Consider the following 24,352-nt stretch of genomic DNA (forward strand, 5'->3'; position numbering starts at 1 on the left):
TTTGCATAAATGCTGTACTTTTTATTTTCACTAACGCTTATGCATACCCATACACTCCAGGATTTTCAGGTAAATGTCAGAATTAAGCTTGCAGCTTTGTGGACAGCAGTAATGTTTTGCTATGTATATGGTGATTTTTTCTCGCTATTTGTGCCAGGACGTATCAAACATCTGATGGAAGGTCAGTCTGGAGTAGGTACAACTACTCCTATTTCACTTTTGTGCTTTTCTCTTCTTATGACTGTCCCCAGTCTTATGATCTTTCTATCTCTTATACTTAAACCACAGATAAGCCGCTGGGCTAATCTGCTCTTTGGAGTCTTTTTTACTCTCATTATGACCCTTATACTCATTACCACTAATGATACATGGATGATCTTTTATAGTTATCTGGCAGTTGTGGAAATTGTTCTCACCGGTACCATTGTGTGGTATGCATGGACATGGCCCAGGCAGCAAACATAGGATAACCCTCTGTAAAAGAGAGAGCAGAAACCTGGCCGTAGCATTTATCAGATGCATAGTAGTGTAGAGAATTAGTAACACCTTTAGAGGCCTTATTCTTTAGTTTAATAAAATGTAGAAATTACTTAAAGAACCATCTGTTTATCCGTTTTATTTAATATATACATCTTCCTGAAAATAAGCCTATTATAACAAAACCGATAAATTAAGTAGAAACAGCTATACAACCTATTTGGCTAACATATTCAGAAAACATTTTGAAGAGATCAATAACCGTAGGCACAGATATTGTTATAACTAGAATCAAGTAAAGAAATATCTCTAAAATATACACCGACTAAATAAAATGGAAAGTAGTGTGTTGATTATTGAAGATGAAACTGTAGTGTGCGATCTTCTTACTCGCTTTCTGGAAACAAGACATTACCAGGTGGTATGTGCTCAGACATTGACAGATGGACTGGAAAAAGCGAAGGCCTTTAAGCCGTCTATAGTACTGATGGATAACAACTTACCTGACGGCAAGGGCGTTGACTATATTTCACAGATTAAAGATATTCTGCCTAATATACGTATCATTGTGCTCAGTGCGATGGATAGTGCACATGTTCAGGCAATAGAAAAGGGTGCAGAACGCTTTATCAGAAAACCATTTGGATTCAGACAAATCGAGAACGCAATACAGGCCTAAAATTTCGGGTAAGGTAAGTTTATTGTACATGTTATTACTTGTTGATAGAGTAATGTCATCTGTATTCATTCAGGAATAGTGCTAGAAAGCCTATCAGAAATCAAAATATTCCTCTCTTATCAACCAAAATACAGGCCTGTCTCTGCCTACTGATTTTGCTCTTCATGATAAATAAGGATAGTGGAATCAATTTCATCTGTGTAAACTAGTGCAGGAAAGTACTATATTTGCCTGTCCTTACTGCTATCCACTCTCTTTCATGGCTCATTTTCCTGTTTCCAGTTCGATCCTTTCATCGAACGCGTTAAGTCCTTTGCTGCAAGAACAATATAATCTCAGTACATCTACCACTTGCCGCCTGTTAAAAGCAGGAGTTAATCACACCTATCTCATTACAGATCAAACTAACCGTTATATTTTTCGGATCTATAGCCTGAACTGGCGTAGTGAACAGGAAATAACAGAAGAAATCCGCTTACTCCAGCTTGTACAAAATCACAATATAGCGGTTTCAGTAGCCTTACCAGATGTTTCCGGTCAGTATATTCAACCCATCAATGCACCGGAAGGAACACGATTGGGTGTGATGTTTTCGTTTGCCCCTGGCGAAAAATGCCATAGTCTCTCCATAGATCAGCATTATCAGGTGGGTGAAACGATGGCCAGATTTCATCAGGTTACACATAATCTAACGCTACAACGGGTTCAGTATACCCCACAACTATTGTTGATGGATCCTTTTGAGGAACTAAAGAAGTTTCTTCCAACCGATATCCCTGAAATGCAGTTTATGAAATCTGCTCAGAGGTACCTACTCGACCAACTCACCACGGCCAACCTGCAATCTATTCGTCAGGGAGTAGTACATATGGATATCTGGTTTGATAACCTGAACATCTATGATGATAAAGAGATTACGCTTTTTGACTTTGATTTTTGCGGCAATGGCTGGCTTTGTCATGATATCGCCTATTATCTTCTACAACTTCATAACACAGAAAAAGTAGAAACAGAATACCAAAGCAAAACAGAAAGCTTTCTAATGGGTTATGAATCCATCACTCCCCTCACGACGGAAGAAAAGCGCCTACTTCCTACACTGGCAGTATGTTCGCATTTCTTTTACTTAGGCGTACAATGTCAGCGTTATGAAAACTGGTCTAATGTATTTCTCAATGATGCATATCTGAAACGGTACATTCAGGTACTTGTCAAAAGATATTTTGAGAGTAATAATCTGGGATAGGGTGCGTCTCTTTACTTTTCAAGTCCATTTTAACTGATTATCAACTATTGGCTCTTTCCGTTTACATTCTGCAGTCAATATGTATTAAAATACAAGTATAGATTAGGAAGTTAATACACTTTTAAGTATATTGTTAACGCTAAAGTCTCGGTAAAAAAGTAAAATAAATACATTGTGTCTTGTCTTTTACAGACAAGCCTTTACTTTTTTGTATACTACTTATAACTATACAGAACACTGAGCTTACGGTAAATGGTCGCTTCTAAAATGGTACTGGAGCAGAGACAGCCTCTATCCAAGGGTATATCAATCGAAATTTTTTTATTTTCTTTTCTTACAGGTCTCTATCTGATTCCTCTTTTTCTGGAAAAGTATACACTAACGGATGATGGGCCTGCGCATTTGTATAATGCATTGTTGCTGAAAAATTTCTGGGATGGCAATATTGACTTAATTGACAATTTCTATCAGCTTAATCATCATTTTTCTACTAACTGGATAGGTCATGTAACACTGGCATTACTGATGTATAGTATTCCAGCAGCTCTGGCTGAGAAAATAATCCTGCTGAGTTACATAGTCGGACTTCCACTGACTTTTCGCTATGCATTGACCCGGCTAAATCCCAATGCAAGTATCTATTCACTACTGATTTTCCCGTTCCTGTATAGCCAGGTTTTTATGTATGGCTTTTATAATCAGTCAATCAGTTTTATACTGCTATTTCTTTTTATTGGCAAATGGATCTCTATTGACTATTATTTTACACGCAGAAACATACTTATATTGACTGGCCTTGTCTTATTAATCCTCTTTTCACATCCGCTTACATTTTTATTTTCCGCCCTGATCAGTGGAGCATTTCTTCTGGACCGTTACACCTATCAGCGATCTGGTAACCGATGGCCTTTTATGCAATGGAAATCGGGCTTGATAAAATTACTCTCTTTACCCGAAAATTTTCGCCAATCATTGCAATACTGGTTGTTGATATACGCACCTGCCGGATTGCTTTTTGTATACTTTATCTTATCCAACAAAAGTAAAGAGGAAATCTATATTCCTCATGAGCAACTAGACTTCCTATGGGGTTTAGCCAGTATGACTACTATTCTTGATTCAGATGGTAGTTTACTTACTCAAATCCTCTTTTCTCTACTGTCACTAACCCTAGTAATTCTGCTGGTAATTACATTACGCCGTTTACTCTACTACTGTCAATACAAATACTTTCTGGCATTTGTAGTAATAGGTAGTGTGACTTTGGTACTATACTTATTTATGCCTGAACGTATTGCAGGTGGCTTCATCATCCGTCCCCGAATTGGATTTTTATTCTGTACACTGATTATTCTGATTATTGCCACCTATTCCTCAGAACCTGTTTCTGACCGAATGCAAAAATCAATTCTTTTGCTAACATTTTTTCTGGCAACAGGCTTTCTCGTTCGTCAGATCCGGTATATGAATACGCTTTCTATGGAAATGGAGGAGATTTTAACAGCAGAACGTTTTATTCCTTCTCATGCCGTAGTTTTGCCTTATACATCTATTGAATACGATACACGGCTTAAAAATCCGGAACATCTGCCCCGACATTTTATACATATATCCAACTATCTGTGTTTGGGAGACCAACAAGTATGTTTACACAATTACCAGGCTCAATACAATTATTTTCCTATCAATGGAAGGCAATGGGACTTTGTCAAAGATCCTGTAATTGATCAACTCTCGCCCAAAAAACCGCTCAACATCGCTGGCTTTGAGCAATTATCTCACGGACAAATTACCCATGTTGTACTGATTGGAACCACAGAACGGGACCCTAAGCTCACTTCAACTAGCAGTGAATTAGCAAGTGAGTTTCACAAAGTATACACATCTGCCCATCAACTGGTTACTGTATATGAACGCAATTCGTTTAATGCCCAGTGATAGGCAAAAGATGTACTAAAAAAATAATCCATTAGTCTTTCCTCAACCAAAAGAAGACTAATGGACTAAAACTAAATTGTATACACTATTATCAACCACTAATTTCGGACACTATCAGAAATCTCCTTACTAATTACTGGAAACAGTCTGCTGTGTGTGTGATTTCTGGTTAAACGGCTCAAAGGTAAGCGAGATAGAGTTCATACAGAATCGCTTGTAAGTAGGTGCAGGGCCATCATCAAAAATATGCCCCAAATGAGAGTCACAACGGCTACAGATTACCTCTACTCTATGCATACCATATGAGTTATCTTCTTTGTAAATCACACTATTAGGACGAACTGCTTCAAAGAAGCTAGGCCATCCACAACTGCTGGCAAATTTGGCTGTTACCAGGCTCAATACAATTATTTTCCTATCAATGGAAGGCAATGGGACTTTGTCAAAGATCCTGTAATTGATCAACTCTCGCCCAAAAAACCGCTCAACATCGCTGGCTTTGAGCAATTATCTCACGGACAAATTACCCATGTTGTACTGATTGGAACCACAGAACGGGACCCTAAGCTCACTTCAACTAGCAGTGAATTAGCAAGTGAGTTTCACAAAGTATACACATCTGCCCATCAACTGGTTACTGTATATGAACGCAATTCGTTTAATGCCCAGTGATAGGCAAAAGATGTACTAAAAAAATAATCCATTAGTCTTTCCTCAACCAAAAGAAGACTAATGGACTAAAACTAAATTGTATACACTATTATCAACCACTAATTTCGGACACTATCAGAAATCTCCTTACTAATTACTGGAAACAGTCTGCTGTGTGTGTGATTTCTGGTTAAACGGCTCAAAGGTAAGCGAGATAGAGTTCATACAGAATCGCTTGTAAGTAGGTGCAGGGCCATCATCAAAAATATGCCCCAAATGAGAGTCACAACGGCTACAGATTACCTCTACTCTATGCATACCATATGAGTTATCTTCTTTGTAAATCACACTATTAGGACGAACTGCTTCAAAGAAGCTAGGCCATCCACAACTGCTGGCAAATTTGGCTGTTGAGTTAAACAGCTTATTACCACATACAGCACAATAATAGGTCCCCTTCTCATCCTTATCCCAATATTTACCAGTAAAGGCGCGTTCTGTAGCTTGTTCTCTTGCTACAGCATACAAGTCAGCCGGAAGTATTTTTTTCCATTCAGTATTAGACACATTCAGGTGTGTGGTATCGGTTTGGGAATAATACGGATTTGTCATAGGTTTTCCTTTCTTTTCATTTTGTCCCTGTACACAACTGGTACAGAGCACGGTACAAACAATACTAAATACAATAAGTATGGCCTTTATGCCTGGTCTGTTTTTCATTGTAATTTATTTTTGGGTTGACAATGGATCTGTAGTTTGTCCAGACAACAGAAATATCTTTCTTACCCTATAAACGGTTTATTTAAACGCAATGTTCATTTTATGTCTGTTTTCTAAAATCCGTGTTATATTCTTTCTCTGTTATCCATCTGACAAACTTACGTAAAACAACTATGACCGGATCTTAGAAAAAAGAATTACCTACTGATAGTCACTACTTATCTCGTTTCTGAGGAAGATTCCATGTAAAGGTGGTATAATAAAATCCACCTATCTGAGGGCCACCCAGAAAGGACACATAGTAGTAATTGAGCAGATTGGTAGCACCTATACGGCCATCCAATACACCCGAAAAATGATACGAAATCTGAGCATCTACCGTAGAATAAGAAGGCACATATCCATTTACCAGAAAAGACTGCCAGTAGTAACGGATTTGCCACTTATAGGTCAGTCCGGCACCCAAACCTTTCCAGATATGCTCATGAGCAATTCCCATATTCAATGTCCATTGTGGTGTATTAAACCCGTCTTCCAGTCCGTCATTGGAAGTTTTATGATCCAGTCGGGCAAACGATACATTGCCTCGTAATGACAAATCAGATGTAAGCATATACCGAAGTCCAACACTGGCTCCGTAGTTGTATACAGTAGTTTTAGAATTAGTCCATAAACGGTATCTGTCCTGTTTGGTACGGTCATACATATAAAAAGCCAGAGAATCCGGATTACTCCCTTTGGGAATATTGGCTTCAATCTGAGCCATAAAATTCTGATAGTAATTATAATAAAAGTCTGCGTCCACATACAAATCCCCATCCAGCCACAACCCTTTATATCCCACCTCCAGTGACTGAATCTGCTCAGGTTTCAGATATGTATAGGTATTACGGGTAATTAACCCTGCATTCGCGGCAATAAGACTATCCCGTTTGGAGGCGCCCAGCTTGTTCACTCCTGCATTGACAGCAGATACAAAGGCATCTACAGAAGATCGGATATAAGAATTTTCAAAAATGCCATTCGACATCACAGGCAACCCTCCTACCCTTTTTACTCCTCCACTATTCACATTCGAAAAGCCTTCAAAGATACTGGGAAAGCGATATCCACTCTGGAAGGAAGCTCTGAAGTGATGCATCTCTGATGGAGAATATACAACTGTAACACGCGGATTCCATTTCAGGGTAAAGTAATCTGATTTATCCCATCGCAATGTCAACCCTACCTTTACCTTCGATTGTGCAAAAGATCGGTTTAGCTGAACAAACCCACCTGTTTTTCCATAGATCAGATTCTTGCCTGGCTCTGTAGGATTAATAAAATAATTGCCGTCAGGTACAATACTATACCGTCGATGATCAAATCCCAGATTAATGTCAATACCACTAGTGTTCTTAAATCCTTTCAAAAGGTTTTCGCCCAGATTGGCTTGCCCTTCTATATGAAACAGATACGCTTTTACCCGTAAGGCTGCACCAATGTCCCAGTTATTTACTGTTCGCAGTGTATCTATCTGCTTCTGAAATGCAGCAGTTCCTGGTACAGGCCTGCCTGCATCTGCAGCCTGACGGGCCACTTGTAGGGCATCAGTAGTACTTTTATCCTGAGAGATAGCCTGATTAAACGCCTGTGTAAAATTTGAGAACCATACATTATCTGTTTTATATCCACGATCGATGTTTTCGGCCATGGAGCGTAGATTGTAAGAATTTCCTGTATTTTCAGACGTCAGATACGTGCGAATCTGCCAGCCGGGAGCACGCCACTGAATGCTATACTGACCAAGCCGATAGTCTTCCAGACGGAACCGATTAGATCGCTGATAAATAGAATTCAGATAGGCAATCCGGTAGGCGTAGATGACTTCGTGTCCCTTTACAGGACGCCAGTGTAAAGCAATGTCACCCTTCCAGTTTCGCAGATGATAATCAGTCACATCCTTTTCTGCATATCCGGTACGGGCTACTACAATATTTTTTCCATTTAAGGATAGCGTGCGTCGGTTAGCTGATTCATTTCCATAGGAATTCACAGGGTCTATTGCCGGATTGTCTGATCCAGTAAGTCCGGCCGAAGCATTGCCATTGGAAAACAAATCGGCTCTGTCATCCGCAATCCAGTCATAGCCACCTGTGTAGGAACCATTGATCTTAAAAGCCAGTTTAGACGAAAGTTTTTGTGCATAACGCAAAGCCGTTTCAGAATACAACTGAGGAGAGATCTGTGTATCATTCACATGGTTTATACCTACCTTTTGCTGTATACTCAGACCTGTATGTTCAAAAGGATTTCGGGTGAGAATATTGGCCAGGCCATTGATGGCATTCATTCCATACAACGCAGAGGCTGTACCCGGAATAACTTCCACACTTTCTACATCCAGGTCACCTGGAGCCATCGCACTGGCAATCGGAGCACCAATATGCGGAGCCTGATTATCCATTCCATCCACAAGCTGCACAAAACGCACATTGGTAGTATTGGCAAATCCACGGGTATTGAGCACTTTAAATCCAAGGCTGGGTACAATCATCTGCACTCCTTTTATATTCTCCAATGCATCAAAATAGGATGGCTGTGCCGACAAGCGAATATCCCGGCTACTCATCTTTTCAATACTAATGGGAGATTGCAGAAGTTTCTCTTCCATCCGGGAAGCAGATACCACAATCTCCGACAATGTAAATGTCTTGCCTGTCATAGAAGTATCTCTTCGCTGACTGGTTCGTATAGAATCACGCGGGGATTGGGCAAAGGAGTTTCCTACAACCAGACAAAAAATAGCAATCAGAGTTGATGATAAGGGGTCAATATGCTTCATGCAAGTGATTCGTTATTTCCTTGTAAATATATCGATTCTCACTAAAAACAGTATACCGAATCAGATCAAACAATCTACTTCATTTATCTTTTATTGATTATTTCTTTATATCTCTGATAGATTTGACTACATTGAACTAAATCATCGGATTCATTTTGTCAGATTTTGACTATACAAAAGTATGTCTGACTCCAGGCCATCCTTACTAAAACATATCCGGGATATGGCTATTTTGCCGTTTACAGTAACGGTAATTATTCCTTATTGCATTTACGATCCCCAAAAACAACTACCTTTTCATTCGCTTGCTATTGTTCTTGCAGGAATAGGACTTCTTATAGTTGGTTTGCTATTGTTTTCGTATACTGTTTATCTTTTCATGAAACATGGTAGAGGTACTCTAGCACCCTGGCAACCCACTCAAACACTGATTGTTACAGGTCCCTATCGTTATTGTCGCAATCCAATGATCAGTGGCGTTTTTTTCATTTTGACAGGTGAATCCTTAGCTTTCCATTCTCTTCCTCTTCTTATCTGGGCAGGGATATTTTTTATACTCAATACACTATACTTTATCTTACTGGAAGAACCCAGCCTGGAAAAACGTTTTGGAGAATCCTATCGGCAATACAAAAAACATATCCCGAGATGGATACCTACTATACATCCTTATACTATGGATAACTAAAATTCTACTGTACTATACCTTAAGCTTATACTTGTTTTTATAGTTTACTTAATCCACAGAATTCTTACCTACATATATTTCCAGATCAAAAATCAGTATCTTATCTTTCTTCTGTTTGTATCTTGTGCCTCACAAATCTTTGTTACTATTCAAGAAAACATGCATCTGAGCAAAAGATCTACCTTTATAACTTTACTAGCAGTATCTGTTCTATTTTGTATCCTCATCACCTGGCAAGCACTATTGGCAGATGCATTTCCTTCTAAACTAGCAAACCTGAGTTCTATAGAAACATTCTGCAGATTTTTTGCTCTCGCACTTATGTTTAGTCAAAGCCAATTATATAAACAAAGGTTTTATACCTCAGGAATTCGTATAAGCATTGGTATTATCATTATTGGAGTACTATTCAAAATTATGCACTGGCCTGGATACAAAGAAATCTTACTAATCAGCCTTAGTGTTATTCCTGTGTTATACTTTATCTGGCTTATCAGAAAACCGGAAAAATCACAATTAGACCTGATCAAAGTGGTGTGGGTTGTTGTTACTTATCTAGGTGCTATCCTCACTCTATTACATCAATTATATGGTCACGAACTACTACAGCTTTCCTATTTTCTTTTCTGGATTATGTTTTTTGATTTTATTTACGTGACATATCGCAAAGCTGAACAAGCATGAGAGGGTTTGCCCAAACTGTCATATGGCAGATAGCCTTATTCCTTATCTTCATTCTGTTAGCTGGTTTTACCGCTAAGGCACAAAATCAGGATAGTCAAATCAAAGAAATCCGACAGGAATACACGTTGATACATCAGCAGCTTTCCGTATTAGATACAGTTCAAAAGGATCTGGAAGGATCATCAGAAGGTAGTAGTGTAACGGGATTTTACAAAAGTGGGAAACTCCTGGCAATGAAAGCCACCTATTATGGGGAAACGGGTTATATAACAACAGAATATTATCTGGAAAATGGAAATCCTTTTTTCATTCTGCGACAAGAGCACCGCTATAATCGTCCCATGTATTATGACAAAAAAGCAGCACAGGAAAATAACGATCCGGAAGCTTTTGACTCTCAAAAAACAACTGTCAAGGAGGATCGTTTTTACATGCATAATCAAATCCTAATTCGGTGGATCAATTCTTCGTCTGTCCAAGTTGCACAATCCTCATCAGAGTATAAAGACAAAGCGCAGGAATTACTGACAGAAACAGCATCCCTCCAATCACAACTTGACAACTGAGATTAGTTTATATATTCTGTTTACATTATCACTCCTGTATTATTAATAGCCATTATACGATCTATCAAACCACCTTATTTATGAAAGTAAGATTCCGGATCTTCCAGCTTATACTGGTAAATCTCTTTACCTTATCTCTGATTGCACAAAATAACTCACCGGAAAACCGCATCATAGTATTAGGAGAAGCAAAAATAGAAGTACCCGCAGATCAAATACTCTTTACGATAAGTTTACAGGCCACTCACCCTTCTGATGTCAATGCTGTATATGAACAGCATCAGGCTCAGGAAAAGAAGCTGGTAGCACTTTTAAAAAATTTAAAAATCCCAGATCGCAATATTGAATATTCTCTAATGTCTGTTAACAAAGAATTTGATTATGAGACCAAAGAACCTAGTATTTCTTCCAGTCAACAGATCACATTTCATATAGACTCTATCCAGCTTTATACACAGGTGCAAACCCGACTAATCAAAGAAGGATTTACTGAAATAGATAGCGATTTTACTTCATCTCAGATACATAAAGTTGAGAAAGATATATTGGAACAGGCAATTACAAATGCGCGTGAAAAAGCTACAATCTTAGCTAATGCATCAGGTAGAAAACTACATAAGGTTGTCAAAATTGCAGATATTGACGAAAATGACCCAGCATACAACTACTCAACTGCTCCGCCAAAGGTTGCTACCCTACGATTTGCAGGAATTAGTACTGACGATAGCACGTTGTTAAACGTAGTCCAGTTCATACAATTGGCAACTCGTGTAAAAGTTGTATTTTCTCTAAAATAGAGGTGTTAAATATAGTACGACCAGTTTACCTACAGTTGAAACCTTCCTTCATATTCAGTCCTTCTCTATGTATCTTTTAAAACACCTTATATTTTCGATTCCTTTTCTGCTATCCACCTCACTTTATGCACAAGAACCCGATGAACAAACTATTGTAGCAGAAGGATTTCGATTATACAAATCAGAAATGGCATCCTGGTATGGTACTGATCTGTTTCTGGAACATTTTTCGGGTAAAAAAGAACAGGCAGAAGGATATTTCTCTTATACAGAAGCAGAAGAAAATCGCTGTCTTTTCTTCTCCAGAGGAAATGATCCCAAAGTACTGGTTACGTTTATATTTGATGATACATTCAATACACAAACAGCTCGTATTGATACTACAGAACGAGTCTTTACTCCGCAGGAAAGAGATTTATACCTGATTCGCAAGAAAGCACTGACTCAGATTAATCAGGATACATTATTTAAAAAATACCAAAACACCAGTCTTAACCTGATTCCTGTAGTGGATAAATATTCAAGAAAAGTATATGTTCTCACAGGCCCTCAGAAACAAGGAGTAGTTATTATAGGCAATGATTATCTGCTTACATTTGATGAGAATAATCTGCTGGTATCTCAAAAACCCCTGCATAAAAACATCATCCCCATCGACTATGCGAAAGACACAACTGGTGTAATTACCATGCATACACATCTTCCGGAAACAGGTGGTACTATTACACCAACAGATATTTGCACGTTGCTTTTGTATCAGAAATATGCTCACTGGCAGCAACATTATGTGGTTTCTCAAACCTATGTTTCAATCTGGGATTGTGCTTCAAACAAACTGGTGATACTAACAAAAGAAGCATGGGATAGGATCGAGAAACATCAGGACGAGAAAAAGAAAAAACAAAAGAAGAAGCGAGAGAAGTAAACGATAGTCTTGAAATTCCGAAGTAAAAGGTCTCAAGCTCTATTACCTAAAATGAACTAAACCACATCTGTCTGTTTTTACACAAAATGAAAAAACTTTTATTTCTGCTTATCTGGCTTCCTCAACTCCTCATAGCTCAGGAGATAAAATCTATCACCTCTGATGAATGGAATCAACTGGTTGACTATCTTGATCAAGAGCAGTGGGAAGAAGCCAGCAAAACCTCATTCGGATATCTGAATAGACTTTCCAAAGAAGAGCAGGAACTAGACCAGGCAGCTATGCTTCGATATATGTATCTGCTTTCACAGTCTGGTATGATGAACGACAGGAAGCTCTCTAAGGACGAAGCGTTCAAAAATGTAAAAGAATTTAAAGGTAAAACTCTTATTCTACCAGGACATCCACTGGAAACCAAACAAGGTTTTAATGTTATTCACCCTGCCAACAATAGAGCAGATACGCTAATGATTACTCAAAGCAATCACAAAGCCACCAATATCCTCTGTTTTGAGTACGTAATTCTGGAAAATAAGCTCTCTATGGCAGAGTTTGAAATGTTAAAAGGAAAGATTGGCCGTGTAAAGGGTAAGCTTAAATCCATTCATGTACATGGCAACTTTTTACCTCGCTTCCAGCTCTTTATTACCAAAGCAACTATGGAGGTAGAATAAACAAGACAAAGATAGCTTTTAAGCTATCTTTTGTTATTTCTTACCCATTGCTTCTGCTTCTTTAGCGGCTAACAAATAGATCAGCGAGGCTGTACCATCCATAGTGGGTTCATTGGTACTGTAGTCACCGTAGTCGTCATGATATACAACCAGATCGCTCTGAAAAGTGGCATACTCATCGAGTTCGTGCAATTGGATACCAATTAGTTTCTTGTAAATACTTCCATATACAGGTCCATCTACTAATCCACCATCAATAGGATATTGTTTCAGATGGGTAAAGGCAGCATGTGGATCGGCAGGTGTATCTCCCCAGGCAGGTAAACCATATACCATAGAAGTTCCCCAGGGATTACAGCCAAACAACCAGTCAATCGTAGCCTGCCCCAAGGCCTCAAACTCATGGCTGTTTGTAAGCTTCTGATACCACAAACACTGAATAGCAAAAGCCACAGTGAGGTTATTGCTGCACCAGATAAAGGGAACTCCTCTATAAAATGCATTGGCTTTGGCTTTATTCCAGACTTGTTCAATTCCTTTTTTATAGTATCCAACTACCATTTCTCTATCCTTTCCTTTAACCTGTTGAGCCAACTCATAATGCCCCAGATTAATAAACGGATACCACTGGTAGTGAGCAGCAGTATCTTTACCCAGCCAGGGAGTAACCGATTCGTTTGTGGCATATTGCAGTGCTTCATTCCATTGTTTCTGCCAGGTAGCAGCCAGTTCCATGTCATCTACCCAGTTGTCTTCTGCATAGATGTAGGGAGACTTCACTGATACGGTTTGTGTCACACCAGGCTTCTTCAAAGCGAAAGCATAGGCGGTTTTAGCTTTTTCCTGTAACTGATCACTATATGCTTTGTCTGTCTGTTTATAGAGTTGAGCTCCTAAGGCAAATGCACTCACAAATTTGGCAGCCGTAGAAGAGGTGCCTGTAGTATGATTCATTCCCTTTCCCTGTTGCTGAGACTCTCCATTAATAAAATACACCGGACGTTCATATCCCCGACCATACTGACTATCCTGAGCAGGCATACGCATAGAAATATGATCTCTGTCATCAGCAATCTGGTTAAACATCCAGTCCGGACGAGGATGCATTTTCACTAGCCAGTCCAACCCCCACCGGGCCTCATCCAGCACATCTGCCTGTTTATTTTTTCCTTCCAGTCCATTTGCCTGCCGGGTGTCTGTAAATACACCTGGAAAATCCCGATAAGCCATCAGCAGATGATAGGTCGCATTGGCAGATGTTGTCGCATACTGCAAATAATCCGTTGCATCATGCCACCCTCCTACTACATCCACATGACTACTGTCAGGAAGTCCCGCTTTTGTACCGTACAACGCATATCCATCATGCGTGTGACAACTATCTTTCAGATAAGGATTGAATCCGGTACGCTGCTGCCGCATATAACGTAAACAGAAATCGGCAGCCCCTTTGTATGCATCAGTCCCTATCCGAAATTGTGGTGATCGCACTCCTCCTGCCTGAAGATAAAACTGCCCTGTCCGCTGGAACTTAGAGAAATCAAGTCGGTAGGTATCTAGAAAAGGTCCATAAGCTCCAAACGCTTTTCCAACATCCCCTTTAAAAACAACCTTCTTTGTAGTAGCATCCACTAGTTCAAACTCCTTAATCTGACTTTTTTCTTTGGCACACCACACAGCCACCTTGATACCTACAGGTGTGTACCCTAACTGATTAATACGTATCCATGCCTGTACAAATGAAGTAGTATAGGTTGGTATATTGGTATAGCTCAGCCAGGAAGGCAGAAAAAAAAATACTAACGAGATACTTAATCTTTTCATGAAAGAAGTAAGCAAAGAAATAACAATCAGGAATTTAACAAATCAGGTACTGTCACCAACCGATAGTTTCGGTTTTGCAATTCATCAATCAGCTGAGGCAGATACCGATAAAACTTATCTGTCCGACGTGGATCGGTACCCAGATGAAGCAGAAGCATAAAACCGTTTAATCCGGAATCATGTTTCTGCTCATAGGTAAGTATGGATTGATAGATTCGTTCACTGGATACATAACGATCTGCCATTTCAGGATAAGTATAATCTGCATTGCTATGTGTACCCGATGTAAAATTGACTAATTGCATGCCAGCCTGTTGGGTCCACACAGCAATAGAATCATTATACCACTCATATGGAGGCAAAAAATACGGCGCATCAGCAGATGAGATATTCCATCGCTTCAATTCCTTATAGGAATTGGCAAGATCTGTTGTAAACTCTTTTTTTGTCACCAGCAAGCTATCTCTCTTCTGCCAGTCGCAATACAAGAGGTGTTTGTCGGAATGAGATCCAAGGTAGTGGCCATCGCTTTTCAGCTTTTTTATCACAGAATGAAAGACCGGATTACGGTAAAAATTTCCGGTAAGAAAAAATGAGGCCTTAATCTTCTTCTGTTTCAATGTAGTTGCAACAAATTCTCCCCCATCCCCAAATTCATCTCCGGTAAATACCAATGCCAGCTTCTGAACAGTAGTATCTCCCCGCACAATAGCTCCCTTTACTTTTATCTGATTTTTCTTATCAGAGGGAGAGATTATTCCAGAACTCATAACAAATGACTTGATCACAAAGCCACTTACCATCAGTACAGCAACAAATGCAATCAACCTGCTCGCTAGCGCATAAAAATTCGGTCTCATTACCGTAATCAACTTAACAAATTTCGTTTTAAAACTTGGGGATCAGACCAGAAAGATATGTATTCTTCTGGTCTGATACATTTTATTTGAGATGAACGCAATAAAACGATGTACTACCGGTTATATACAGGTTCTGATTATTCGTATCCAGCGTAATGGTTGAAGGTCTTTCAGGAACCTTTACTGTGTTTATCAGTTTACCATCCGGGTTATATACGTAGATCTGCCCATCGGCTATATAGACATTTCCTTGCTGATCCACTGCAGAAGCAAACTCTCCCTTCTCCGTAAAATAAGTCAGACCAGAGACATATCCTTCCGGGCTTACTTGCAGTCTCACGGTTCTCTTGTCGTATTCATCAGTTTCATATAACAGCTTGCCAGGATAAGCTTCTACCAGACAGGCAGAACGTGCCAGATCATACACTACAGGAATAATAGTAACTCCGTCTTTAGCCACATAACATTCGGATGGTTTATTGACTGTGACTGTATTAAAATCGTGATAATCTCTCCAGCGATGGGATGGATAAAGGGCTTTAAAGATAGTGGCAATACTTCCCATCTTTACTTTTGGCAAAAGCTGAATAGTCTCATCCGGATCGGCAGGATTAATGCTATATACCAGCGTACCAAAACCAGAATTTCCCCAACCACTAAAAGATGTTCCGGCAGCATCGGGCGGATTAGTGTAAACCTCCGGTTTTCCATCTACCAGATATCCTTTTTTGGGAACGTACTTAAATACCACAAGTAAATTATCGTTCTTATCGCATGACAATGCATGTGGTTCCCAGGGATAATCTGCCAGCAGGTTAATGCGACGAGTCTCTGCCGACCATTTGTAAATGCGCCGCATACGGGATTCACAGAAATAGATATTGCCCTTACTGTCTTTTGTAATACCTTCCGGAAACTCAAATCCAGTTGCCAGCTTTTCTATATTCCCTTCTGTCTGAAAGGATTTCCCGGGTTGGTTATCCAATTCTGTAATGATCAATCGGTTAAACTCCCACGGACGGACAGTATAATTACTGTTGGGATCATATAGAGGGGTGTTGGTTGTATACTTAATCTGGCTATAATTGTGTACATTCAGAAATTCAATAGTAGCATTGCCAGATACACGAACAGAATAAGGATAAGGCTTATTCACCCGGATTACCCGAAACATATACAGATTGGCAAAGACCATATCCCGACAATTCTGAATATCCAATGGCAGACATTCTGTACTTTCCAGGCTCTCTTCTTCTAATTGCAAGGCATATACCTTCCAGTTAGCTACATTGGAGAAACGCACTTCATTTCGCACATGGTGCTCTACCGACATAGCATAGATTCGTCCGGGAGTGCTGGTGTTGGATATATAGGCTCCGGCATTGGCATACGAACTAGCCGACCATATGTTTTCAATAATGCCTCCTCCTCCATCCGTAACCCACAAACTCCAGTATTGTGTATCCCAGGAAGGATCTACACTTGTAATCCAGGGAAGCGGAGGTGCCGCAGGTTGTTTCCACTTTCGCTGCATACTTCCATGTCCCCCAATAAATTTTACATCATTGAGATAGGATTGCTCACCAGCAGTCCATTTACAGGCAACAGCCCGTGGATTATCTGCGCCTGTAGACAGGCCAATACCACTCACAATATTCTTTCCACCTTTGGCCGTTTCGAGCAATGGCTTGGGAGCGCCAAAACTGCCAAAGGCAACTGTATTATTATCAAGTACAAATTGAGTTCCAATAGGATTCAAACCAATTAAAACGGTGTTCGGCTTTAGTTTGATTGTTTCACTAACCTTATACCAACCTTGTGGTACATAAATAGTTGGGTATTTATCAATAGCTTCCTGAATAGCTTTTGTATCATCAGTAGTACCATCTCCTGTAGCTCCCAGCGTTTTGAGATTTACCCAGGTACCAATAGGTGGCAGATTGGGAATATCTTTGGCAACAGGGACAGGAAATGTTTTTAGAGGTACTAACTCTGAGATGGTGTGATTCACAGGATCAGCATAGAGACTGCTCATCTGTAAACCGTGCATAAAATTCTTTATTTTATAGATAGCCTCTTTGCTGGTTACGGTTTGTCCGGATTCACGAAAACTTATCAGTACAGGTACATTACGACAATCAACGTTACGAAGACTGATCTGATTACCTGCATTTTCGCCCAGGCTAATGGTAATTGCTGGTCCGCTTATACGATCAAACTGGCAATCTTCCATAAACAGCTTCTCTACATAATTAGGCTGAATCTCTATTACTGAAGGCACATTAACGGCTCTCATACGTATGATGGTAAGCCCAGCTTCACGCGTATTAATAGCCGATTTCCGCTGTCCTTCAAAATAGGTATCAATCATAACAAACTGCCAGCCTGGAGAAGGTTTGGTTGTATAAATCCCATATTCCCCACCAAAAAACCGGACATCATTCATTTCATTACCTACATCAAACATTCCAGCCTTACCGTTTCCAATCTGAATGTCAACATGAGAGATAAAGCTATGCTGAGCATAATGAGTTCGCAAGGCAACTGCATAAGGATTACTGTCTTCAATCCGAAGGTTTATGTTAGACATAGCACTATAAAAGGTCCCGGCATTGGCATCATTCACTTTCTTGCCTTCCTGCACTACCTGACTGGTGAACCAGAACATATAGTGGGCTTTCCCTTTATCTGTACTATCAGGAGCCTGAAAACCAGGTGAGTTTTTCTTCAAAACAAATTCAGGTCGTTTACTTCCATACCCTATCAAACGTATTGCCTGTGGAATATAGATAGTCTTAGAGATAAGATAGGTTCCCTGAGGAATAAAGAGAATTCCAAAGTTGTGTGTTGTTTTCAGGTCGTTTATGGCATTCTGCAAAGCATCTGAAACGTCTGTTTTGCCATCTGCTTTAATGGGAAAGTTTGCAGGTGTAAAATAAACAGCTTCTTCATCCGCTAATCGTTCTGTATAAAAAGAAGTACCTCCATAGCTCTTATTTTGTGCATGAATCGCGATGGGTATCAGCAATAAACTAAGAATAAGTAAACCAGATTTAAACATAAAAAATTGTTAGGGGTTGGTTAATGCATTTTTCAATGAGGCTGGCATCAGCTCTTATTTTAGTCTGGGTACTTTTCTTAGCTTTAGAAGGGCATGTATATAACTATACAAAGATCAAATATGCTATCTTTTTACAAATTAGCCATGCATTTCAAAGAAAAATTTATATATTCTCATAGGAAAGGAAATAATTTTCTAATTCAATTAAGAGACTGATTAGAGCTTACCAGTGTATATTTGACAACCAATTTTGAATTAGGGTAATCCGTAGAAAGACCCGGAAAAGAGAAATTTTAATTTTTACGCAAGAAGCCAACCAATCTACATTTCATATTGAGAAATCCAATACGCAGAAATAAGAATATTGGCACTGCCAAACAGGGATTCAAACGGAATAATAAGATGGTGATCCCTTTTTTACGACATTCTACTAAATTTTTTGATGAAAACCTCACAGAATACACAAAAGTCAGGCGCTGCATCAATGGAGTCAACTTTCTCTTTGTTGTGGAGAAAACACGTCCCGATTATTATCATGCCTGTACTATCGAGGACCTGGAAGTAATCCTGCGTAATGTGCTGGTTAAAGATCTGGGAGATCTGACAACCATCATTTTGCGTCAACCCAAACGAAAAGAGGAGATACTTTCTCCTGTATGGGGTAGGCTTGTCTATGGGTACGAATTTGAAAATGTAATACAGCCTGCGATTATTCTTGAAGCACAGAGCTACCAACGAAGTTTGGTATGGAAGAGAAATTTACATGTAGATGCTCAAAGAGAACTGGAACGACTCCGACACGATGGACACAGAATAGAAGAAAACCGAAGAGAATTCCGTATCTATCCGGAACCGGATAAGGTAAGAGCCACCCAATTATACCGAACTTTACTGCATGAAATCGGGCACTATGTCCAGTATAATCAAACCGGTGATGAGTATGTATATATTCCAAAAAATGAAAGGGAAGCTTTTGCTCATCGTTACGCGGATAAAATGAGCAAAATTTTACAGGAAAGTCGTCAGATTCCCTTTGATCGGATTGTTGACTTTGAAGCATTAACGCGAGACAATTTGCAAATCAGTGATTTTATAGACGGATACAAAGATTTTTTATATAAGAAATTTGATGCATTTGATAAGCCTGTTGATGATTCAGAGAAACTCATTTTGAGAAATGCAGTCGAAGTTATTTTAAAAGCTATACCATCCCAGCAGTTGGATGCAGAAGATTATTACCTCTGGGGCTATTTATACTATTTTTCGGATGGCGACCGTCCCACTCTCAGAAAGGTTGCGAAAGGCAAATTTGAGCAATCATTAGCCATTGACTCTGACTATTACAGGTCCAGACTTTATCTGGCTCACTGCTTGCACGATGACCGAGAACTGGATGAGGCATTACGAGAATATGAAATGGTTGATCAGGAAGCTTTAAAACAGGAATTCCCTATCTGGCGGTATGTTAAATTGCGGGAGCAGATTGGTTATTGCTATTACCAATTAGGCTTTCCCACCAAAGGAGAAGCTTATTTTGAAGAGGTGCTTGAGTACTATCGTACTATAGATGATCAACTAGCTGTTCCTAGTGAGTTATTATCCTGTTTGCCCAAAAACCATCCAATAGCTATAGCACTATGTAAGATAGGAAACTATAAACACGATAAGTTTAAAGCCGAAACATCTTAATAATCCATTTTCTGTATAATCAATCAGGAACATGTAGCAATTTCTGGTTTTGAGTAGCAGATAATTTATGATTTTGGAGTCATTCTTACCCAGTCATTTTGCAGATAATACTCTGTCGTTGTCTTCCAGAAAGCAAAGTTTAGAACTCCGGTAGCACTTACAAACTCCCAGGTTCCAGTGTAAGAAGATTCAGCTGTCCACTTGTAAGGGGTGTCTCCTCGTTTCGTTACTTTCAACCGGCATTGGTTACTCAATCCCCACATAAAACACTGGAAAGCATCTTCCCATCTGTCAAACTCTGAATGCCACATTTCAAAGTAGACAATAAATAAAGAATCTGGTTGAGCAGACAAGATTACAGTAAATCCTTTCTCTGATTTGGGTAGAACTCGAATAGAATCACCGGATCGTTCAACAACAATCTCCGGATGTTGTTTCAAATGTTCAAGGATTACCTCTATAGGATGACTCATTGGAAATTAGTCTAAGGCATTTTGGCTATAATATCTCCTTACCTGATTGTTCTCCATTCTTTTAAAATGCATGTAATGTAACCAAAAGGGTACAACCAATGCGCTTATCAGCGTAAGTAACTATATAGCTTTCAAAAAGTTTTGTGATGTTCTTCCTATGCCTTGAATACTCATAATTACTAAAAATATAACCAAAGCACAACCAGGTAATAGCACAACGATAATTGTACCTGTCACAACAAGATAGTACAAATTATATAACAGGAATCCTATTGTACAATTGAGAAGAACAGATCTAATCATTTAAAAGCTTCTAGTCTCCCAAAAGTAAGACATCTCTTAAAATTTTGCAGCTTATTTTTCAGGTTTATATAGAGAGAAGTAGTTTATATCATTTTAGTTATGTTCATCTACAAATAAAATACAGCAAGCAAATCAGAAATCTTCTTTCCAATCGTTTATGATACACACACTTTGATTTATCTATACTATCCTTATGAAGAATGCTATTTGGGTGTTATTAGTAGTAGTAAGCTATCTCTTCGGATGTAAATCTAAAAACACACATAATACACTTTCTGTAACAACGCCTTCTTTTCAAGAGAAAGAGCGAAGCAATATAAACCTTGTAGATGAATACATAGCCCAAAATATCAGAAGCTTTCATGATGGAGTTTACATTGATTCTATTGTATATCCAGGTACATCGTTGTTTTACAAAGATTCTCTCTATATCCAGAGTCTGAATACAGTCTTATATCATGCCAGTGATAACTGCATAGACTGCCCAAGTTATGTTATTGCATTGGATCTATCCAACAAACAACTGTATCACTGGACCCATTCGGGATTGTATGATGCCGTTATAGAATCCAAAGTTATTTACCCGTTAGAGTTACATGAAGCTGTACTTGAGCAGCCCAAAATCGGGATTCTTATACATAATTATTTGGGACTGGAGTTTTTCCTGAATCATTGTACAGCGCTTAGAAACAAACCGCTAGAATTAGACATTCTGAATTCTGTGTTTCAGTTTCACTCTCTACAGCAATCAACTCGTATCTACAATCCTGCTGATATTGACAATCTAACCATTAAACCTGCAATCCGTAAGTTATTGAAACAGAAGTTGGAAAAAGATTTTACCCTTATATACAAAGATGGACTCGTAATATCTTACTTTGAGAACAGATTTTCTTTTGAGAAAGAGTTATCTCGAAAGCAAAAAATGAAAAAGATTCAGGAATTTTACAATAGACTGGATAAAACTGCCCTTTATCGGTTAAAGATATGTGTTATTCGTAAACCTTGGGCTAACCAGCCAGAATTACCTCATCCTATTCAGGCTTTACCCTCTTATGAATCAGAAATACCTACAAAATAACTTTCTGCAGATATTCTTCCTATCTATCATGTCGTTTGATTTTTCTTAGCCCACTTCATCATTCCGTCTCCTTTTACGTACACAAAATGCGCTTGTGTCGCTGGTTCTTTCTGATTTTGAGACTCTCGGCGTCTCATTTCTTCCTGTGTAGCCATTAACTCTTCCAGATTCTGACGTAGTTCTTCTTCCTGAGCCTTCATTTCCTCGCTCAACTGTTGTGTCTGAGCCAGAAGATGTTTGGTTTCCTGCGCATTTCGTACATTCTGGAAAGTAGAACCAATCATTTCAGATAACCTCTCTACAAAATCCTGCTGATGAGACTCAAATTTCTCAAACGATGCCAGTTCAATTACTCCTATTACTTCTTTGCGATTATTAAATAAGGGCACTAACAAAAGGCATGCAGGAGTTTCTTCACCTAATCCAGATGTAATACGCAGATAGGTATGAGGTATCTGTGTCAATAAAATACTTTGTCCCTCCAGTACACAAGATCCCAGTAATCCTTCTTCCACTGGAACACGCTGGTCTATGTATTTACGCCGATTAAATGCTACACAGGCCAGTAGTTCAAGATAAGCTCCAGACTCAAGTCCTCTAGCTCTATCCATATTGCCAGAAAACAGATAGATTCCTCCCTGATTAGCCGGAAGATATTTTATCAATTGCCTTATCAATACAAGAGATAACTCATTCAGATCTTCAGCTTGTGTACGAATCACTTCATTAAACTGAGCTAATCCTTCATTTAGCCAGTTACGCCGAGCATCTTCAATAGAAATCTGACGTAGCCGATCTCTCATCTGCAAAATTGCCTTAGGCAAATTATCTTCTACAGTAATCTGATCGTTCACTTTCACTTTGTATGTAGCTTCCAGGTTGCCTTTTTCAATCTCATTGACAAAAGCTGCTGAATTTTTCAGGTCCGAAATCAGAAGATTAATCGATCTGGCAATACGTCCCATTTCATCAGCAGATTCATAGGCAATTTGTCGGGATAAATCACCATCAGCAATTCGGTCAGAAATGGTGGATATTTCCTCAATAGGTTTTCCAATTAGCTGCTTAACAGCCCAATATACACCTCCTAAAAGAGATACGTTTACCAGCAGTAAAAACAGAAGATAGATATTAAAATTCGTTTTAGTGATTTCTGCCTGTTGAACCAATAGAGACACCACTTTCTGGTTATGTACCAGCAAAGCACCTTTTATTATTTTCTGCCCTAACTGATTACTGCTTTTCTGCATCTGAATACTAGCTAGTGCTATCGTTGCAGAATCTTTTTTCGTTTCAACTGACACATCTGCTTCTGTCAATGTCTTGGTTCGATCCTGATAGTCTGATAACAAAGTCTCTACTTCATTCAATTCAGCCAATACCTGTGGTGATGCAGGTGGAAACAACATATAGGTTTCAGTCTGGGCAGGGACTCCACCCTCCTTGAGCACTTTAACAGATGAAATATGCAATGTCAGTGCCTTGCTTAATTCTTCTTTTGCAGAAGCAGCCATATCGCCTGTAGCAGATGTAGCCAGTAGACTAAACGCTGCAATTCGCTGAGAAAGCATCCGGTTACGACCTGCCACATCTACCAGTTGTGAATTGAGGTTCATGCTGGCAATAAAATTCCGCAACGGAATAAAACTTATTACCTCTATAAGAAGCACTACTGAGAAAATAACAAGAAGTTTCCTGCTTATAGAGAAATTATGGAAAGAATACATGCCTGTACGTTTTTCGTTGTGAAAATGAGTTTAACTTCACTTCAAAAAAAATCAACACAAAGGTACAGTGAATCAAAAATGCAGAACAGCTTAGTCAAAAACAAAAACTTACAACACCCTTATCTTCAAACGATTACAAATACAACCATTATTAACTCAACCCATTAAAATTTTAAACTTCACTATTTTTTCTCACTTTTAGCTCATTATCTAGTTAATAGTATAAATACTTAAACACTTCATTATTAAAAACTAAGTAAATATTCTCAAAATACAGAGTTTCACTGTATTTCTCTAAAATTCTTGTTTAGCAATAAAATTGATTATTATCAAATAAACACTCTATTTCACTATCATTTTTAATAAATTATAGTGTATCACCCACTTCTATAGACCAAGTACTTACATGTGACCAATGTTGACAAACAAGTATATATACTCATTTTTACTATTTTCTTCAGATTA

Annotated in this window: 20 protein-coding genes; 12 read left to right on the forward strand and 8 right to left on the reverse strand. The window is 38.9% G+C overall.

The genetic code is table 11. The features are described from left to right. Nucleotides 1–39 precede the first annotated feature (39 nt). The 4 genes from QNI15_RS28390 to QNI15_RS28405 all read left to right on the forward strand — a co-directional run bounded on the left by QNI15_RS28390 (nt 40) and on the right by QNI15_RS28405 (nt 4,340). The gene (locus tag QNI15_RS28390; RefSeq protein ID WP_314035036.1) at nt 40–465 is read left to right on the forward strand and encodes a DUF6326 family protein; all 426 of its coding nucleotides are present in this window, start codon (nt 40–42) and stop codon (nt 463–465) included. Between the two features lie 346 nt (nt 466–811). Beyond that, nucleotides 812–1,156, forward strand: a complete 345-nt coding sequence (locus QNI15_RS28395) for a response regulator (protein ID WP_313988957.1) — start codon at nt 812–814, stop codon at nt 1,154–1,156. Between the two features lie 259 nt (nt 1,157–1,415). Next, on the forward strand, nt 1,416–2,402 hold the full coding sequence (locus tag QNI15_RS28400; protein WP_314035038.1) for a phosphotransferase enzyme family protein: 987 nt from the start codon (nt 1,416–1,418) through the stop codon (nt 2,400–2,402). A 252-nt stretch (nt 2,403–2,654) separates the two neighbouring features. Then, a complete protein-coding gene (locus QNI15_RS28405; RefSeq protein ID WP_314035040.1) occupies nt 2,655–4,340 on the forward strand; it encodes a hypothetical protein in 1,686 nt (561 codons plus the stop codon). A 129-nt stretch (nt 4,341–4,469) separates the two neighbouring features. Here QNI15_RS28405 and msrB (QNI15_RS28410) read toward each other — a convergent pair whose 3' ends face one another. The 3 genes from msrB (QNI15_RS28410) to QNI15_RS28420 all read right to left on the reverse strand — a co-directional run bounded on the left by msrB (QNI15_RS28410) (nt 4,470) and on the right by QNI15_RS28420 (nt 8,535). Beyond that, a complete protein-coding gene (gene msrB, locus QNI15_RS28410; protein WP_314035042.1) occupies nt 4,470–4,847 on the reverse strand; it encodes a peptide-methionine (R)-S-oxide reductase in 378 nt (125 codons plus the stop codon). Nucleotides 4,848–5,141: 294 nt separating this feature from the next. Continuing rightward, nucleotides 5,142–5,711 (reverse strand): peptide-methionine (R)-S-oxide reductase MsrB, encoded by a 570-nt coding sequence (msrB, locus tag QNI15_RS28415; RefSeq protein WP_314035044.1) that lies wholly within the window; start codon nt 5,709–5,711, stop codon nt 5,142–5,144. 214 nt (nt 5,712–5,925) lie between these two features. Continuing rightward, nucleotides 5,926–8,535: a TonB-dependent receptor gene (locus QNI15_RS28420; protein WP_314035047.1), complete on the reverse strand. Its 2,610-nt coding sequence runs from the start codon at nt 8,533–8,535 to the stop codon at nt 5,926–5,928. Between the two features lie 181 nt (nt 8,536–8,716). Here QNI15_RS28420 and QNI15_RS28425 point away from each other — a divergent pair, with 181 nt between their 5' ends. The 6 genes from QNI15_RS28425 to QNI15_RS28450 all read left to right on the forward strand — a co-directional run bounded on the left by QNI15_RS28425 (nt 8,717) and on the right by QNI15_RS28450 (nt 12,869). After that, nucleotides 8,717–9,223, forward strand: a complete 507-nt coding sequence (locus QNI15_RS28425) for a methyltransferase family protein (protein ID WP_314035049.1) — start codon at nt 8,717–8,719, stop codon at nt 9,221–9,223. Nucleotides 9,224–9,544: 321 nt separating this feature from the next. After that, a complete protein-coding gene (locus QNI15_RS28430) occupies nt 9,545–9,907 on the forward strand; it encodes a GldL-related protein (RefSeq protein WP_314035051.1) in 363 nt (120 codons plus the stop codon). Continuing rightward, complete coding sequence (locus QNI15_RS28435; protein WP_314035053.1) at nt 9,904–10,473, forward strand: hypothetical protein; 570 nt, start codon at nt 9,904–9,906, stop codon at nt 10,471–10,473. Before QNI15_RS28430 ends, QNI15_RS28435 begins: the two co-directional genes overlap by 4 nt. An 80-nt stretch (nt 10,474–10,553) precedes the next feature. Next, nucleotides 10,554–11,270, forward strand: coding sequence for an SIMPL domain-containing protein (locus QNI15_RS28440; protein ID WP_314002539.1), 717 nt, complete (start codon nt 10,554–10,556; stop codon nt 11,268–11,270). Nucleotides 11,271–11,337: 67 nt separating this feature from the next. Beyond that, entirely contained in the window at nt 11,338–12,195 is an 858-nt protein-coding gene (locus tag QNI15_RS28445; protein ID WP_314002537.1) for a hypothetical protein, read from the forward strand. Between the two features lie 86 nt (nt 12,196–12,281). Beyond that, nucleotides 12,282–12,869 (forward strand): hypothetical protein, encoded by a 588-nt coding sequence (locus QNI15_RS28450; RefSeq protein WP_314002535.1) that lies wholly within the window; start codon nt 12,282–12,284, stop codon nt 12,867–12,869. A gap of 33 nt (nt 12,870–12,902) precedes the next feature. Here QNI15_RS28450 and QNI15_RS28455 read toward each other — a convergent pair whose 3' ends face one another. The 3 genes from QNI15_RS28455 to QNI15_RS28465 form a co-directional block, all read right to left on the reverse strand. Then, nucleotides 12,903–14,693: a glycoside hydrolase family 9 protein gene (locus QNI15_RS28455; protein ID WP_314035055.1), complete on the reverse strand. Its 1,791-nt coding sequence runs from the start codon at nt 14,691–14,693 to the stop codon at nt 12,903–12,905. 26 nt (nt 14,694–14,719) lie between these two features. Then, nucleotides 14,720–15,553 (reverse strand): polysaccharide deacetylase family protein, encoded by an 834-nt coding sequence (locus tag QNI15_RS28460; protein WP_314035057.1) that lies wholly within the window; start codon nt 15,551–15,553, stop codon nt 14,720–14,722. 82 nt (nt 15,554–15,635) lie between these two features. Continuing rightward, nucleotides 15,636–18,614: a glycosyl hydrolase family 28-related protein gene (locus QNI15_RS28465; RefSeq protein ID WP_314035059.1), complete on the reverse strand. Its 2,979-nt coding sequence runs from the start codon at nt 18,612–18,614 to the stop codon at nt 15,636–15,638. Nucleotides 18,615–18,947: 333 nt separating this feature from the next. Between QNI15_RS28465 and QNI15_RS28470 the strand changes: the two genes are divergently transcribed. Continuing rightward, nucleotides 18,948–20,303, forward strand: a complete 1,356-nt coding sequence (locus tag QNI15_RS28470) for a tetratricopeptide repeat protein (RefSeq protein WP_314035061.1) — start codon at nt 18,948–18,950, stop codon at nt 20,301–20,303. 65 nt (nt 20,304–20,368) lie between these two features. On the opposite strand, the gene QNI15_RS28475 is transcribed toward QNI15_RS28470, so the two are convergent. After that, a complete protein-coding gene (locus QNI15_RS28475; RefSeq protein ID WP_314035063.1) occupies nt 20,369–20,776 on the reverse strand; it encodes a hypothetical protein in 408 nt (135 codons plus the stop codon). Nucleotides 20,777–21,272: 496 nt separating this feature from the next. Between QNI15_RS28475 and QNI15_RS28480 the strand changes: the two genes are divergently transcribed. Beyond that, nucleotides 21,273–22,160, forward strand: coding sequence for a hypothetical protein (locus QNI15_RS28480; RefSeq protein ID WP_314035065.1), 888 nt, complete (start codon nt 21,273–21,275; stop codon nt 22,158–22,160). 26 nt (nt 22,161–22,186) lie between these two features. Here the strand turns inward: QNI15_RS28480 and QNI15_RS28485 are convergent, their stop codons facing one another. Continuing rightward, nucleotides 22,187–23,776, reverse strand: a complete 1,590-nt coding sequence (locus QNI15_RS28485) for a GAF domain-containing protein (RefSeq protein WP_314035067.1) — start codon at nt 23,774–23,776, stop codon at nt 22,187–22,189. Nucleotides 23,777–24,352 lie beyond the last annotated feature (576 nt).

The organism is Xanthocytophaga flava, from assembly GCF_030068545.1.
Taxonomy (GTDB): domain Bacteria; phylum Bacteroidota; class Bacteroidia; order Cytophagales; family 172606-1; genus Xanthocytophaga; species Xanthocytophaga flava.